The sequence below is a fragment of the Sphingobacterium thalpophilum genome, from assembly GCF_901482695.1.
GTDB lineage: Bacteria > Bacteroidota > Bacteroidia > Sphingobacteriales > Sphingobacteriaceae > Sphingobacterium > Sphingobacterium thalpophilum.
Window position 1 is genome coordinate 104,869 of sequence record NZ_LR590484.1, and the last position, 14,864, is coordinate 119,732.

Genomic DNA, 14,864 nt, shown 5'->3' on the forward strand with positions numbered 1-14,864 from the left:
TTATGTTATGAATAATACCCCCGGTTCCTGATATTTTCGTGCAGGGGAAGTTTTTTTTCGGTCGGTGCCCCGCCGTGCTCCGGAAAGTTTACCATACCGGTTATTAAAAGACCTTCAACAAACTTATACCGTAGCTGGCGATGAGTAATAGCCACCCGACAGGCCTTTATAAACAGGTCGCTGTAGGTCCTTTGAAGCCTGAACAACCCATCACATGTCCTGTAAAGCTGTTCAGGATGGCGTTTCTGGTCAAAGATCATCTGTACCAGTTCACTGAATACCGGGGATATGGCATTTGCTCTTGTCAGGTAATGGGCAGGGTTCTTTTTTCTGAACTCACGGTACCTGGCATCCAGATGTTCCTCCAGGGTGGTGTAGGCATTCTGTTTTGGGCTCCTCTGATGCAGGGCGACCTGTTTTCCTCCAACAAAGATGTGCACGAGATTTTTGGTGTAGATAACCTGTGCTTTCTTTCCGATATAGCAACTGGGTGCACTATAGAAGTGTCTGTCCCTGCCCAGATAGACATGCCCGTTTTCACCGATCTTAAGCTCCGCATAATATTTTAGTGCAAAGCGATGCTCGGGTAATGGCAACAGAAGATGTTTTTCACAGCTGAGGAACCGTTCCTGCCGGCAATAGCTCCTATTCTGCATACGCGTCTGGTTCAGCTTCAATACACAGTCTTCAACGGCGCTGTTGAGGGATGATAATGAGAAAAAGCTCCTGTTTCGAAGTTTGGCAAATACCTGCGTATAAATGATCTTTACATGGTTTTCTACGGCACTCTTGTCCCTGGGCTTTCCAGCGCGCGCAGGGATGATAACAGTAGCGTAATGATTGGCCAGGTCTTCCATACAGCGGTTGATTTCAGGTTCGTACCTGTCACTTTTTATAACCGCAGACTTAAGATTGTCCGGAACGATACATCTTGGCACCCCGCCAAGAAACTGTATGCATCTATCCAGCGCATCCAAAAAGTCGGGTGTCTTCTGGCTTGGTACAGCTGTGGCGTAACAATAATTGGAAAAAGGGAGACAGGCCACAAAGATCTCACAATTTATGATCTCACCGGTATTGCCATCGATATAATGAAGCTTCTTGCCGGAAAAGTCGATATAAAGTTTATCTGCTGGTGTATGTTCCATGACCATCGAGCTGCGCTTCTGTACTTTGAGATATTGCCCCAGGTGGAAACAGAACTGTGAAAGTTCATAGCCATCCGACACACTCTGCTTATATTCTTCCCAAAGAAGTTTACGGGTAACACCCGGACGGCTGAGTTCCTGCTGAAAATAGGAAAGCCGCTCTTTGAAATCCTCAAACCGGGCGTCACGATAGGCTGGATTACCAGCATTAAGAAGTCCGTCGAGAATCGGATCCTCCAGTTCCAGCAGCTCGTTCATGTTGAGCTTTGCCTGACCGATCTTGAAAAGATAGGTCTTTACGGTGTTCTTACTCAGTGATAAACAACGTGCTATCGCTTTTATGGCATAGCCCTGCTGTTTCAATCTTATCAATTGTTTTATCTGACTCATGGGTCTTGATTTACCGGCCATTGGAATAACTCTTAAAAATCTTATCCCAAATAAATCAAAATAACCAAGGGGGTCAGTATGATCCGAAATAAGTTCATCTAAATCTTATAAAGGGGTCAACATCTGCCGGAATGGCATGCGATAACTCAATGGAATTGCGCATATACTCCAGTGCAACGTACCGGAATCATGGGGTCAATTTACTCCGGAATATGCAGCAACTATAATATCGATTTTGCAATAAACGAAGATACCTTGATTTAGTATGAAAATGGCGATTACTTTTATACTATTAAGGATCAACAATTCGCTTCCAATATCTTAAATGAAAAGGATGTAAAAAGTTTAAATCCAATTTATATACCTGCTGATAGGGTATTTTTTGCGACTTTTTCTCAATCTATTTTTAGCCTAATCAGTAGCGATATCGCAGCATAATTTTAACAATCCATCTAAAGTACATATTTTCGGTATTGATAATAATACGAATATCGATAATGAAATTATGCAGATGGATTTACACAGAGAGCTATTGGGAGACACTCAGGCTCTTCCTTATCTTCGATTACTTTATAAACGAGATCTGAGTGGAACAAAATGGCTTGCACTGAAAGATTCTATACTACAAAAAAAAGTTGACCAAACTTTTTTTAATCATTACTTACTTAGCCTTTCGGAAAAAACAATTAATTCCTTTGATGATATATTTATCGAACGAGATAAGAGGATGTTTAATCGGGTTGTGCGGATTGACAGTATATTTAATCAAAATAATAAAAAAATTGTAATTTTGGCACATTCCATTCATTTAAAAAAGAAGCCGGTTTTAGAATATGATAAAGTAACAATGTTGGGGGGATATTTAGAAGATTATTATAAAAATCAATTTTATAATCTTTTAATCCAATGACACAGTTTGAGTTACACTCCCGGTAAGTTATAAAAATTCGGAGTCCTTTCAAACTTCGAATTTTATAACTTACCACCTTTATGAAATAGTGTCAGTTTTTTTAGATGTATATGATTTTGGTATAACATAATTCGAGTTACATTCTCTTACTCCTGATCACTTATCCTTATTATCTCACTTAACAGGACGTCCATATCGGAACTAAAGTTAATTTGTATTTTGTTTGGTAGGGCCTCTTTTCTTCTGATATGAGTATGAAGATAAGAATCAGAAATATTCCTAAGTGATACATTAAGATGTTCCATTGACTTTTTGAAACTTTTACTACCATAATTATTTGCTACTTCATTAAAGCTCTTACAATCAAATATTGGAGGAATATGATCAATTATTGCCCTCATTATCATCCCAACTGATAGGTAGTTTTCAAATAAAAAAGCATGATCTAATTCCTCGCAAAATCGAACAAGCCTACTAAGATCAAAGACTTTATGATTTACACTTTTTAATCTTTCAAGTCTGTCAGGATCAATAAAATGTTGATTTTTAGGCTTTCTATTGGCCACTTTTTTTAACAATAATTCTTCATTATAAATTAGGTCCCCCTTCTCGTTGAAATAAAAGACGCTATCATCCTTCGGCATAACTAAAGCCAACCTTTCTTTCCCCCCCTTATTTTCGCCAATTTCTGAATTAAGGTAATGATACCACCTACCAAATATTTTTATTACATCATCTATTGAATTACTAATCCCATGGTTAACTTTAACTAGTTGAGCACTTTGTTTCTCCTTCTTACCCTTATTCATATAAGAGAAGTAATCTTTAAACGGAACGAAATTTGTAATAGCAAATTTTATCAAAGATTTTGGTATAATATCCTTTATTGTTTTAGTGGCAAGTTGGGGGCCCACAGAGATAATACCATTGTTAACGCTAAAAATATCCAAATCGATTAGAAAAAGTAGAGCCGACCGAATATAACTTCTACTTTTACCAGTAGAGTTTATAAGTACATTTTCATCAATTGAATTATCATTTGATAAGAGCTTAAAGTTAATTATTAAATCTTCTGCGACCTTAAATGAGGGAGTAATTAATTTAACCATTCAATATAGCCTTTCTAATTTTATTGATATAACTTGTAAGAATAACAAAATCGTCTTCATCTTTTATCACAAGTCTCGAATCTATCGTAGGGCCTTTTAGATGAATTATGTATTCTTCTTCATTTGAAAATGGATGTTGCATAACTGTAATCGCTGAAGACTTAACGTCCTCAACTTTTACCTCTTCGACGCGATTATCTTCTTCAGGTAAGATATCTTTATCCTTATTTTCAGTAGGATCAAACTCAATATTCAGAAGGTTATTTTGTTGATCCAGCAATCCCAAAGACTTTATTCCTTTTATAAAATATCCTGCTACTTTTTGAGCACTCTTAGAATCCACATCATATTCCCTGATGAACATTTTACCTAAAATATTAGCATCCAACCCTTTACCCTTAAGCCTTTCATATATTAATTTAAAAACTTCAGGCTTTAAAAATGCTTCACGTTTAAAGACTAGAGCTTCATCTTCAGTATAAGCATGAATAATCTTTTTAAATAGATCAGTAATCTTTAGTGTACTTTTAATATTGGTAATCAGCCCATATTTAACAGTTGCGCTTACAAGAACCCCATAGGCACCACTTTCCGTCCTATTTAATTTTTCAGCGGCTGTCACAGAAAGGCATTCACCCCCTAAACTTTCTATAGCATTGGCTAATTCTAAACACTTTTCAAAAGCAGCATCAGGATAATTTTTAACTTTTGGCATTTTTAAATATTTTAAAAAAATTAACACTCTTTTTGGTATTATCTAATCTAAAAAAAAGAATTAATACTTTCAAAGTATACGAGAAAGAAATTTATTTACCATTGACCTCCTCCCCGTTGTTCAGACAGTCAAAAGTGCAGTTTCGGGCTTTGTTGACCTCTCCCCAAATTTAGGGGGGTTCTAAAGTAGAAAATTCCGCTGTTTTGACCTGCTTTTCGATAAACATTTCAGGTGTCATATCCCCTAAACAGCTGTGGGGTCTGAAGGTGTTGTACTCTTGCGTCCAGATTTCAATTTTTTCCTTCGCATCTTCCAATGACAGGAACCAATGCGCATTTAGGCACTCGTCCCGAAAACTTCCATTGAATGACTCAATATACGGATTATCTGTTGGTTTTCCCGGTCTGGAGAAATCCAGTGTTACCTGATTTTCGTAAGCCCACCTATCTACATCTTTTGGTATAAACTCACTACCATTGTCACACTGGATTCTTTCAGGGAAACATCCTTCCACCAGGCAGGCTTTGGTCAGTTCATTTACTACACCGGCACCTTTTAAAGACTTTCCCACCAGTAGTCCCTGGCAGATTTTACTACAATTATCCACTATAGCTAAAATGCGAAAACGTTCGCGGTTAAACAACGCATCCTGTAAGAAATCCATGCTCCATATCCAGTTTATAACAGTCTGCAGTCGGTCTAACCGATGAGCAGCACTACGGCTTCGTTTTGGCCGCTTGGTACGTAGGTTTAGTCCGCAAGCCTTAATACAGTACACACGTTTACGGTTATCGGTGAAACCTTCCCGTCGAAGCAGAACGAATATACGCTTAAAGCCGTAACGGATTCGTGTGTGGGCTATTTCATTCATCCACATTTTTAGCAAACTATCTTGCCGATGCCGGTAATGGATATAATAGTACATTGACCTAGCAAGGCATACACATCGACAGTCCCTTTGGGTTGATATCCGATAATTGCTAACCATCCAATAGACCATTTCTTTTCCGTATGCCGGTTTCACAACTTTTTTTATCACATCCTATAACATCTGTTTGTCCAAGCTTAAATCAACAACAAGCTTTTTTACCTGGGCGTTCTCCTCTTCCAGCTGCCGCAGTTTGCGCAACTCTGGAACACCCAGACTGCCGTATTTTTTCTTCCAATTGAAAAATGTGCCTGGGAGACTCCCATTTGCCGACATGTCTCTTCCACACAGGTAACGGTCTCGGACTAACGTAGCGCGAAGGCGATCTGTGCCTCGGTAAACTTTGATCTTTTCATGATTTTCCTCCTATTTAAAATTAGTAATTCACACCGGAATTCTCTACTTTTAAAATGTACTGTTTTGTCGGAAGAGGTCACTATTTACTGGACTTGAGACAACTTTTCACTAAACTAAGATATAATTACGATAGATTATAACAGACAATAAAAAATACACTAGCAAGTATCGATGGATAAAAAAATAAATGATAAATTGACAAAAGAGTTATACATCTTGAGCGGACTTGGAGCAGACGAAAGAGTTTTCCAAAGACTCGACCTTTCTGGCTTCTCGGTGACTTTTATAAAGTGGCTTGCCCCCTTGGACAAAGAGACAATTGAAAATTACACAACTCGACTTCTCGACCAAGTTACGACAGTAAACCCAATTCTAATAGGACTTTCGTTTGGAGGAATAATTGCAGTTGAAGCCGCTAAACAAATTGATACAGAAAGAGTAATTTTACTTTCTTCTGCAAAAACAAAACACGAAATTCCATTTTATTATCGTTTTGCAGGGGGGCTTAACCTTCATAAACTGTTACCAACATGGATTTTCAAAAAGTCTAACATCTTGACAAACTGGTTTTTCGGAACACGTTCGGCATTTGATAGACAGCTTTTAAAGCAAATTCTAACGGATACTGATGCTGACTTCTTGGAATGGGCTATTGACAAAATTGCATGTTGGAAGAATCAAATTCCACCAATCAATGTCTTTCATGTTCACGGAACAGATGACAGGATTTTGCCCTTAAATTTTATAGCGTATGATAAGGCCATCAAAAATGCTGGGCACTTCATGATATTTAACAGAGCCGAAGAATTAAATAAAATACTTCAACAGGAGCTTGAAGGAAAAGTATCCTAATCCCCTTTTACATGATGGGGAAATTCCCCTTCAAAAAATGGGTAGGGTACCCCTAGAATAGTAAGTACGAACACATCGTTGTTCATTTCCTCAAGATTTGCCCCCTATCCAATCAGAGCAAAAATGATTTATATATTGTCTCATCAATATGGTCCTTTATAATGTCCCTAATCTGATAAAAAAATAGTCGATGTTAACCTGTAAATACCATTGGGGTAAATACAATATTAAAATCTGATGGATATTTAGGATCACCAAGCCCTGATTTCCCAAATGATCAAATAACCATCAAATAATAAAATACTGAAAATCAATAAATTAAAAATAAAATAGATTAAATTATTAAATAACTATCAAATAAAAAAGAAGTGGTCAACCTTTAAGATTTGTACCTAAAAAAGGAATATATTCGCAGTGAATTTTCCTAAGTTTCAAAATAAATATCGCAATAAATATATTGCGCAAATACCCTGCATACCTTTAGAATATATTTGTTTAGTAAAATGAGGATTGCAATAACAGTATATGATACTTGAAGAATTAACACTTGAAATTTATGCGGAAAGGGCGTTGACTTATTTTGAAAGTAAACACCTGGTTACATGGGCCGTAAATGTTTTAACCTTGGGATATGAGAGTGACAACCTGTATATTTTAGCTGGTTTGGATAACGCATCTACCGAAGAACGCGAAATCTATTTTTGGAAATCAATTGCTGATCTAAAGTTGAATATAGAGAAAAGCGAAGAAGATTTAATGGAAAAATATGCTTTAACAATTGCAAAAAAAGCAATCAGAAAAGAGGTCAGTATAGAATATGCTTTTGGCCAAATGTTGAAAATTGTGTCTGCGAGCGGATACAATTACAGATATATCTCCTTTTATGAAATTGACGAGGATCTGGACTATTTGAAGTATAACAATTCAACCCTTTTTAACACAGGAATTACACTTGAGAACTCAGAAGAATTCATCTTGGAGGAAATGAAAATCTTCGTCGAAATGGAAGATCTAACTATCCCTCGCGAACAACGTGAAAAATGCTTTTGCGAAACTTGTAAAAACCTTACTAGCCCAATAACGAAAAATAAATTTCAGTTTAAAAAACCATTTAGATATACAGTTTTGGCTTGTGGGATATGTGGTTCAGATAAACTTAAATACAGCAGCAATCGTGATGTTAAAAGGAGAATAATAGAACAGTCGAAAAAAGAATAAGAAAAAGTATCTATTGCGCCAAAAGGCTCATCAGGATCCACCAACGAAAACGCATAGATGTTCAAGAAAGATCATTTGACGCAACTGTCATTTTTAGGGACTGTCCCACTAAGTGTGTAAATAAAAAATACGGAGTTCAGTTATGTTCCTTATAACTGGACTCTTTTTTCAAATAAAGTTAAGAACTGATTTAGGATAATGCCCCAATTCTGAATAGGCATCGTCCACTTTTTAGAGATTTCTCTCAAAGCCAAATATACAGATTTCAGTACGGCATCATCGCTGGGAAATGACAGTTTATTCTTTGTGTATTTACGGATCTTCCCATTCATGTTTTCGATGATATTGGTCGTATAGATAATTCGTCGGATCTCAAGTGGGAAGTCGTAAAAGACGGTCAGTTCGTCCCAGTTCTCCCGCCATGATCTTATGGCATAGGGATATTTGGATTCCCATCTATCGGCAAAATCTGCCAGCGCTGCCTGTGCAGCCTGTTTATTGGGAGCATCATAGATAGGCTTCATATCTGCTGTAAACGCCTTTTTATCCTTCCATACAACATATCTGCAGGCATTTCGGATCTGATGGACAACACAGACCTGGGTACTACACTCAGGAAACACACTCCGTATGGTAGCGGAGAAACCATTGAGATTATCGGTCGCTGTAATCAGCATATCCTCTACGCCCCGGGATTTCAGGTCTGTCAGGATTCCCATCCAAAAACTGGCACTTTCATTCTTGCCCAGCCACATGCCCAGAACTTCTTTATAGCCATCCCTGTTTAGGCCCACAGCAAGATAAATGGTCTTATTGACCACTTTGGAGTTTTCCCTGACCTTAAAGACAATGCCATCCATCCAGACAATCAGATATACGTTGTCCAGAGGACGGTTTTGCCAGGCAATCACATCGCCCGCCACACGGTCAGTAATCCTGGAAATCGTCGATTCAGAAAGATCAAATCCGTACACATCGCGCATCATATTTTCTATATCCGAAACACTCATGCCTTTGGCATATAGCGAAACGATCACGTTCTCAACTCCGTCAATCATGTTCTTGCGCTTGGGAACGATAATGGGGTTGAATGTACCATCGCGATCCCGTGGGACCTGAATTTCCAGATCTCCCTGATCCCCACGAACCTTTTTGCTGGTATGCCCGTTTCGGGAATTGCCCTGACCACTGCGCTCATGCTTTTCATAGCCAAGGTGGCCGTCCATTTCTCCTTCAAGCATCTGCGATACTGCACGTGCCTGTAATTCCCGGAAAAATGATTGCAGCTCTAACCCGTCCTTAAAACTCTTTAAGAACTCCTTGTCGTTTAATAGTGACTCTTTGTCAATCATACTCTTATAAAGTTAAGTAAATAAAAAATGCGAAGTCCTTTCCAACTCCGCATTTTTATAACTTACACACTTTATGAGACGGTGTCTTATTATTTAGACCATATTCTCATTAACGCCTCATCTTTTCCGTCCATATAGTTCTCGATCGTATAGTTTATCTTAATATCAGGTTTCAAAGGCCTTTTTTTCCCTTTCCATACCTCCCAGTATTTCGTCGAGAAAGCAATCACGATATCAGATTTGGGCAAATTAAAACCCCTTACTTCTCCATAATGGTTGATGGAACCACTGGTTTCTTCACCGATAAAAGTTGCATTCGAATTTTTCTTCAGTTCAGATTTCAGTACAACATCATCGCTGGGAAATGACAGTTTATTATGAAACATTTGAAAAATATTCATTTGTACATTGGTTCTTTGGTAGAATGTCCAAAGCCCAATTAGGTCAGTTCATATACAAACATTGCAACCACCATTTAAAGCAGCTTGGATATGCTTTCGTATAGGAACGCACAACATCGACAATTTTTAACTCACAAAGGTCAACCTTTTAAGAATGTTCATAGTATAATAGAAGATAAGAAAGGAGATATTTGGCTCGGTGGCAGTGATCCCCTACTGCTCCGGCCGAAATCCTCAGGTCTGTAGTCCTATTAATCACTTCTGGTATTACATCTTCTTTTCGAAAAGAGATAGTATAGTTGTTGCAATTGGTGATTTTTTTTGCTTTTGATGATTGCTGATGGTAATACTGGAATAAGTTACATCTTACTTCACGCAACGGCTTTAAATAATCTCAAAAACAAGTTGTTCCCAGTCAGAAATGCACTGGGAACAACTTTTCGACTAGACTATTCAGTGTAACTTAACTCCGTTTCCGGTGCCTTCGTCAAGCATAAAAAAGTATGCCATCTTGCGTCCATTACTTCAAAAACTATTGCCTCTTTCAACATTTCGCATGCGACATAGCGATTATGAAGACTGGCTCATTATGGTTAACTCGCTTCGGGCTTTTAGACGATATTTGGCGTAACTCGTCCTTGCGATGCAGGAGTAAAAAGGTTAACCAAATTGCCTTCAGGATCACGAAATAAGAGAGATTTATTGCCCCAGGGCATTGTCGTAGGCTTCTGAACAATGTAAGGTTCAAGATAATCAGCTAATCTTTCATAAACACTATCCACGTCATCCACCATAAACTCTATAATAGCACTGCGATTTTGTGAAGCCTGCGCAACACTTTCACCTCCGAAAAATTGTAGTGTCCTTGTGCTTCCTATTGCCAAGGTAGCTGTATTTGTTTTTAATTCAGCAAAATCGGGTGTGTACTGTGTCATAGAGGTTCCTATAACCTTCTCATAAAATTTTATCATGCCGTCAATCTCAGCGGCAATGATACGAACGGAAACTAAATTCATTTCTTATAAATATTTAAAATTACTCGGCAAATGTAAAGTCCCATACTGACAACTGTATGGCAGTCTGCTTTTGAATTTACTTGGAATTTAAAGCATATTCTACGACACGGTTTTCCGTGTCTTGTTGATAAAGCATTATACTTGGCAAAGAAATTATCAAATCATAACAATTCAGCCAATGTTTTTTGCAAAGCCGGTCCGCGTAAATCTTTAGCAACAATTTTTCCATTTGGATCGATCAAAAAATTCTGTGGAATTGCATTGACTCCATAGGCTTTTGCCACCTCAGTATTCCAACCCTTTAAGTCGGAAACCTGCGTCCAGGGAAGGTCATCGTCCTTAACCGCTTTCAACCATTTCTCCCGTGCGTCGGCTTTATCCAGAGATACACCGATGACAGTAAAATTTTGAGCTTTAAACTGGTTATAAGCATTTACTACATTCGGGTTTTCCGCTCGGCATGGCCCACACCAACTGGCCCAAAAATCAACCAGGACAAACTTACCTTTGAAAGATGACAGGGAAACAGGATTGCCTTTCCCCAAGTAACACCGACACACAAATTATGGCCTAGTATTGCAGCGCATAGCCATTATAATTAAATAGGCCATTGTTACTTCCCAGCCATAACATTCCCAAACTATCTTGCGCAAATGAATGTACGGTATTTGCGTTCGTACCCAAAGAAATATTTCGGAAAGACGGATAATCCAGCGATTGTCCAACAACCGAAGTACTGATTAAGGAACAAAAAATAAACAACAGAAATAAAAAGATTGCATTACTTAAAAGCGCTATGCTACAAACTTAGTTAATTCTTATGGAATACATCATATGCCTACAACTTAACACCAACTTATCCCTAACAGCAATTTTTATTCAATTTTTAGACAGTAATTTGTCATTGCTTATTCAGTGCACACCGAGTAATTACTGAACGAGCACTGAACGAGAACTGAACAAGCAGTGTGAAATAGGTCAATTTGGTTACCAATTGTTTCTCATTTGCTGCTGCTAAGAAATAAGAGATAAAAAAAAGTTAGGAATCATTTAAACAAGAAAAAGGCTAGGTCAATCACGAACCTAGCCTCTACAAAAAACAATCCTTTAACCTGCGTTTATTTAACTAATTAATACATTTCCGATCAAATAACAGTGTCCATGGCAAATCGTTTAAATTATTTTTATTTTTTTTGATAGTGTCCCATCAAACACTATACAACACGCAACCTTCAACGTTTAGCTCATACGTGTTCAGCCAGCTACATCGCTCATACCAATCGTGCATTACAGCTAACAAATTACAATAGCCAAACCTATACATAATTTTTTTTTTCAAACGAAGCCAATGAAGTGTTGTTCTTTTTAAAAAAGTATATATGGCACATTTAGAAGTAAAACCTAAAAATGGAGCACCTTGGTGGCTATGGCTCCTGCTATCACTCCTTGCATTGGGATTGGTCCTCTATTTTGTAAACCGCTACAACAGCGGCGCACAATTAAATGAGGCTACTCCGGACACAAGTGTAAACACCACAGCGCCACTAAGAGATACTCTTTAGACCCTCGTGAAATAATTGAATAACTCAAAAACTAAAAACATGGCAATAGAAGACAAAAATTATAATCATTTGATTGAACTCGGCGGAAGCGATTATGAAATAGTCGATGGAGAACCTGATATCCGCGGATGGAAAGTGAAAAATGAGGCTGGTCAATTGATCGGACAGGTGACAGATCTGCTGTTTGATCCGCAGAGCCAACAGGTTCGCTATCTTATCATCGACCTGAATGATGCTGAATTTGTTGTGGAGGAAGATAAGAAAATACTTGTACCCATCGGTCTTGCCTCGCTTTATGACGGCACGAAGATTCAGGCGAGTAATGATACCGCTTACCCAACTCCCCCCGTTGAGCCGATTAATCATAGCGTGATCTTTACTGTCGACGAGATTCCGACAGAAGAGCCCGCAACGGATTATTTATACAATCCTGCTGATGATGGAGAGGTGGTGGTTCTATCCATTGCTGAAGATCAGGTCATTCGACTGCCTGCTTACCAGGAGCACCATGTCGATCCGAAAACGGAATTATCTATCCGGCACATCTTTGAAGGCACCGGAAATGTTGGATTTGTCGTAAGTGACAATAGTTATGATCCATCCACATTTTATACGCATTACCACTTTAGCGAAGATACTTTTTATAGCGAAGGAAAACAGATGGAGACACTTCCTTCTGATCAAGCTCAACGGACTAGAAGAGTGGCTGCTCGATACGAACATGGGACAGCGTATGAACCTGGTACACGCAACAACAACGAACGATAAACAAACGCTATTACATATACTCATTCTGGCTTCGATACGCTATTAGCGAAGCCGGAATGAGTGTATAGATAAAACACTCCCTTTGATGTAAACTCAAGCGCAGCGCTTAAATACGCCTTAACAGTGTATTTTATAACCTAAACCACCACATCAACTACCTAAATTCCCTAACAAATCGCCAAAATTGCACCATAATTGCATGCTGTTACAAGACATCAATATAAATCGGTTATGAAAACAAATTATAAAATTGTCAGCGAGAAAAACAGGAAAACGATCAGTAGATATTACGAAAAATATAGCTGGTATAAGTTGGACCGCGAGGAACTGTCGCAAGAATTACTTATCCGGGGAGGCTTTTTAATCATCCTGACGTATATGCTGTGGTAAAAAAATGACATTATAGCGATATCTTTCTATAAATTCCAAACCATTTGTATGGTTATGTTGTCTTATGTGTAAACTTAAATCAGACAACACATTGAACAGATTTACCCGAATTGTTTTAAAAACATTATTGTGGATTATTGGCGGAATCATTGGACTCTTCATTCTAATTATTTTTTTGCTGCGTCTTCCCACGATACAGAATTATATTGCCGGAAAAGTAACCCATTATGTCGAAGGCAAGATTGGCACCCCCGTTAGAATTGGCTATATCAATATTGATTTTCCAAAAAAACTGGTCTTGGAAAACATCTATCTCGAAGATCAGAGTAAGGACACTTTAGTTGCTGGAAAGAGCATTACCTGACAAAGCCTTTTATGGTGGATGAGCTTCACCTTGTTATACACAATCTCATCAAAAACCGCATGAAGGTTAAAGGAAAGTTTTCGGGCGCGCAGCAGCAGGAAGGTAAGGTAAAAACCATCACCTTTAAGTCTAGCGATGAGCAGCTGATGGAACGTATTGTCAAAACAGTGAACCAATACCTGGAGAATTCGGAGTTCAATGTGCAGTTTCTAGCCGATGAAGTAGGGTTGAGCCGTGTACAGCTGCACCGTAAGGTGAAATCGCTGACGGGTATTTCGACCGGTGAATTTATTCGTAATATCCGGTTACAGCAAGCTGAAAAGTTGCTGTTGGAGAAAAAAATGAATATCTCTCAGGTAGCTTATTCGCTCGGATTTACCAATCAGACGCATTTCACTACACTATTCAAAAAGATGTATGGATTGAGCCCCACTGAATATATTCAGCGGCATAGCTTTAAGGAAAATTAAGCGATGTAATAATCTAAACTATTTTAAAGATCAAAAATACCACTATCAGCATAAGAACTTTTAAGAAATTTTCAAAAACTTAGATTCAAGCATAAGAGTATCTAGCTATTCTTTGCATCATCCAGAGAGAATGACGGTAATAAAGCAATCTGGATGGAGCCATTGGAATGAAACAGGAGAAACAAAAAAGTTCGCTTTAAACAGGTCGGCATGAAAAATCGAGCGGGACCTTATATTGCAATTAATGACAAATTTATCTAAGTTTGTCGTCACCTATTACGACTGACGTGAATCTTAAAAATGAGATCGAATCTAAATATATCCTTCAGCGCCTACAGCAGGGTGACAGGCAGGTGTTCGACCTTATTTTTAAATCCTATTGGGATCCCCTACTTATCTACCTGTCCAAACTGGTGAAAGACCAGACCGATGCAGAAGATCTCTTGCAGAATATTTTCGTCAATCTCTGGAACAAAACTCAATCGTCCGAAATACAGGATATTCACGGCTGGTTATATGGGGCTGCCCGTAAAAGCGCACTTTTCTATCACCGCACTCAAGGCAATCAAAAAAAATTGATTGCATCAATCTTGGAATATATTGACGTTACCGGATTTTCATTGAGCGACCAGCAGCAAGGTAAAGAGCTGCAGCAGATCATTGACGGTGAAATTGAACGGCTCCCAGCAAAAATGAAAGAGGTATTTCTATTGAGCCGACAGGAGCAACTTAGTTATAAAGAAATTGCAGAACGTCTGGACATCTCTGACCAAACGGTCAAAAAACAGATCAGCAACGCACTGAACATTCTGAGAAATAACCTCAAGAAACAGGGGCTCTATTCGCTTCTGCTCCTCCTTCTCATCGACTTAAAATAAAATTCATTATTTTTTAATATTCATCTACCACCAAAT

The 14,864-nt window shown here is 38.3% G+C and carries 17 protein-coding genes and 1 pseudogene; 10 read left to right on the forward strand and 8 right to left on the reverse strand.

Features of this window, described 5'->3' with window-relative positions; genetic code table 11:
- Positions 1–5: 5 nt before the first annotated feature.
- Complete coding sequence (istA, locus tag FGL37_RS00355) at positions 6–1,538, reverse strand: IS21 family transposase (protein WP_232048601.1); 1,533 nt, start codon at positions 1,536–1,538, stop codon at positions 6–8.
- 511 nt (positions 1,539–2,049) lie between these two features.
- Between istA and FGL37_RS00360 the strand changes: the two genes are divergently transcribed.
- Positions 2,050–2,448, forward strand: coding sequence for a hypothetical protein (locus tag FGL37_RS00360; protein ID WP_037534248.1), 399 nt, complete (start codon positions 2,050–2,052; stop codon positions 2,446–2,448).
- A gap of 146 nt (positions 2,449–2,594) precedes the next feature.
- Here FGL37_RS00360 and FGL37_RS00365 read toward each other — a convergent pair whose 3' ends face one another.
- From FGL37_RS00365 to FGL37_RS00375, 3 genes and pseudogenes are all read right to left on the reverse strand, one after another.
- Positions 2,595–3,557, reverse strand: a complete 963-nt coding sequence (locus FGL37_RS00365) for a hypothetical protein (protein ID WP_051607273.1) — start codon at positions 3,555–3,557, stop codon at positions 2,595–2,597.
- A complete protein-coding gene (locus FGL37_RS00370) occupies positions 3,550–4,272 on the reverse strand; it encodes a hypothetical protein (RefSeq protein ID WP_028071696.1) in 723 nt (240 codons plus the stop codon). The genes FGL37_RS00365 and FGL37_RS00370 overlap by 8 nt, the downstream gene beginning before the upstream one ends.
- A 169-nt stretch (positions 4,273–4,441) precedes the next feature.
- A pseudogene (locus FGL37_RS00375) lies at positions 4,442–5,556 on the reverse strand (IS3 family transposase).
- A 172-nt stretch (positions 5,557–5,728) separates the two neighbouring features.
- Between FGL37_RS00375 and FGL37_RS00380 the strand changes: the two are divergent.
- Entirely contained in the window at positions 5,729–6,409 is a 681-nt protein-coding gene (locus FGL37_RS00380; RefSeq protein ID WP_197734426.1) for an alpha/beta hydrolase, read from the forward strand.
- Positions 6,410–6,934: 525 nt separating this feature from the next.
- Positions 6,935–7,627 carry a hypothetical protein gene (locus FGL37_RS00385; protein WP_028071694.1) on the forward strand — a complete coding sequence of 231 codons (693 nt, stop codon included), beginning with the start codon at positions 6,935–6,937 and terminating at the stop codon, positions 7,625–7,627.
- A 149-nt stretch (positions 7,628–7,776) separates the two neighbouring features.
- Here FGL37_RS00385 and FGL37_RS00390 read toward each other — a convergent pair whose 3' ends face one another.
- On the reverse strand, positions 7,777–8,976 hold the full coding sequence (locus tag FGL37_RS00390; protein WP_171019317.1) for an IS256 family transposase: 1,200 nt from the start codon (positions 8,974–8,976) through the stop codon (positions 7,777–7,779).
- A 92-nt stretch (positions 8,977–9,068) separates the two neighbouring features.
- Positions 9,069–9,365, reverse strand: coding sequence for a S41 family peptidase (locus tag FGL37_RS00395; RefSeq protein WP_138096617.1), 297 nt, complete (start codon positions 9,363–9,365; stop codon positions 9,069–9,071).
- 105 nt (positions 9,366–9,470) lie between these two features.
- Between FGL37_RS00395 and FGL37_RS26055 the strand changes: the two genes are divergently transcribed.
- A complete protein-coding gene (locus tag FGL37_RS26055) occupies positions 9,471–9,626 on the forward strand; it encodes a two-component regulator propeller domain-containing protein (protein ID WP_197734427.1) in 156 nt (51 codons plus the stop codon).
- 365 nt (positions 9,627–9,991) lie between these two features.
- Here the strand turns inward: FGL37_RS26055 and FGL37_RS00405 are convergent, their stop codons facing one another.
- Positions 9,992–10,396, reverse strand: a complete 405-nt coding sequence (locus tag FGL37_RS00405; RefSeq protein ID WP_028071408.1) for a VOC family protein — start codon at positions 10,394–10,396, stop codon at positions 9,992–9,994.
- 161 nt (positions 10,397–10,557) lie between these two features.
- Entirely contained in the window at positions 10,558–10,956 is a 399-nt protein-coding gene (locus tag FGL37_RS00410) for a peroxiredoxin family protein (RefSeq protein ID WP_081817965.1), read from the reverse strand.
- An 819-nt stretch (positions 10,957–11,775) separates the two neighbouring features.
- Between FGL37_RS00410 and FGL37_RS00415 the strand changes: the two genes are divergently transcribed.
- From FGL37_RS00415 to FGL37_RS00435, 6 genes are all read left to right on the forward strand, one after another.
- Entirely contained in the window at positions 11,776–11,958 is a 183-nt protein-coding gene (locus FGL37_RS00415) for a hypothetical protein (RefSeq protein ID WP_028071410.1), read from the forward strand.
- A gap of 39 nt (positions 11,959–11,997) precedes the next feature.
- Entirely contained in the window at positions 11,998–12,726 is a 729-nt protein-coding gene (locus FGL37_RS00420) for a PRC-barrel domain-containing protein (protein ID WP_051607230.1), read from the forward strand.
- Positions 12,727–12,957: 231 nt separating this feature from the next.
- The gene (locus FGL37_RS25310; RefSeq protein WP_160169533.1) at positions 12,958–13,116 is read left to right on the forward strand and encodes a hypothetical protein; all 159 of its coding nucleotides are present in this window, start codon (positions 12,958–12,960) and stop codon (positions 13,114–13,116) included.
- Between the two features lie 91 nt (positions 13,117–13,207).
- A complete protein-coding gene (locus FGL37_RS00425) occupies positions 13,208–13,480 on the forward strand; it encodes a hypothetical protein (protein ID WP_232048602.1) in 273 nt (90 codons plus the stop codon).
- 59 nt (positions 13,481–13,539) lie between these two features.
- On the forward strand, positions 13,540–13,950 hold the full coding sequence (locus tag FGL37_RS00430; protein ID WP_197734428.1) for a helix-turn-helix domain-containing protein: 411 nt from the start codon (positions 13,540–13,542) through the stop codon (positions 13,948–13,950).
- A 263-nt stretch (positions 13,951–14,213) separates the two neighbouring features.
- Positions 14,214–14,828: an RNA polymerase sigma factor gene (locus tag FGL37_RS00435; RefSeq protein ID WP_160169534.1), complete on the forward strand. Its 615-nt coding sequence runs from the start codon at positions 14,214–14,216 to the stop codon at positions 14,826–14,828.
- Positions 14,829–14,864 lie beyond the last annotated feature (36 nt).

Excerpts from the sequence above, each read along its gene's own strand:
- istA (WP_232048601.1), bottom strand. The coding sequence starts at position 1,538 with ATGAGTCAGATAAAACAATTGATAAGATTGAAACAGCAGGGCTATGCC.
- FGL37_RS00360 (WP_037534248.1), top strand. The coding sequence starts at position 2,050 with ATGGATTTACACAGAGAGCTATTGGGAGACACTCAGGCTCTTCCTTAT.
- FGL37_RS00365 (WP_051607273.1), bottom strand. The coding sequence starts at position 3,557 with ATGGTTAAATTAATTACTCCCTCATTTAAGGTCGCAGAAGATTTAATA.
- FGL37_RS00370 (WP_028071696.1), bottom strand. The coding sequence starts at position 4,272 with ATGCCAAAAGTTAAAAATTATCCTGATGCTGCTTTTGAAAAGTGTTTA.
- FGL37_RS00380 (WP_197734426.1), top strand. The coding sequence starts at position 5,729 with ATGGATAAAAAAATAAATGATAAATTGACAAAAGAGTTATACATCTTG.
- FGL37_RS00385 (WP_028071694.1), top strand. The coding sequence starts at position 6,935 with ATGATACTTGAAGAATTAACACTTGAAATTTATGCGGAAAGGGCGTTG.
- FGL37_RS00395 (WP_138096617.1), bottom strand. The coding sequence starts at position 9,365 with ATGTTTCATAATAAACTGTCATTTCCCAGCGATGATGTTGTACTGAAA.
- FGL37_RS26055 (WP_197734427.1), top strand. The coding sequence starts at position 9,471 with ATGCTTTCGTATAGGAACGCACAACATCGACAATTTTTAACTCACAAA.
- FGL37_RS00405 (WP_028071408.1), bottom strand. The coding sequence starts at position 10,396 with ATGAATTTAGTTTCCGTTCGTATCATTGCCGCTGAGATTGACGGCATG.
- FGL37_RS00415 (WP_028071410.1), top strand. The coding sequence starts at position 11,776 with ATGGCACATTTAGAAGTAAAACCTAAAAATGGAGCACCTTGGTGGCTA.
- FGL37_RS00420 (WP_051607230.1), top strand. The coding sequence starts at position 11,998 with ATGGCAATAGAAGACAAAAATTATAATCATTTGATTGAACTCGGCGGA.
- FGL37_RS25310 (WP_160169533.1), top strand. The coding sequence starts at position 12,958 with ATGAAAACAAATTATAAAATTGTCAGCGAGAAAAACAGGAAAACGATC.
- FGL37_RS00430 (WP_197734428.1), top strand. The coding sequence starts at position 13,540 with ATGAAGGTTAAAGGAAAGTTTTCGGGCGCGCAGCAGCAGGAAGGTAAG.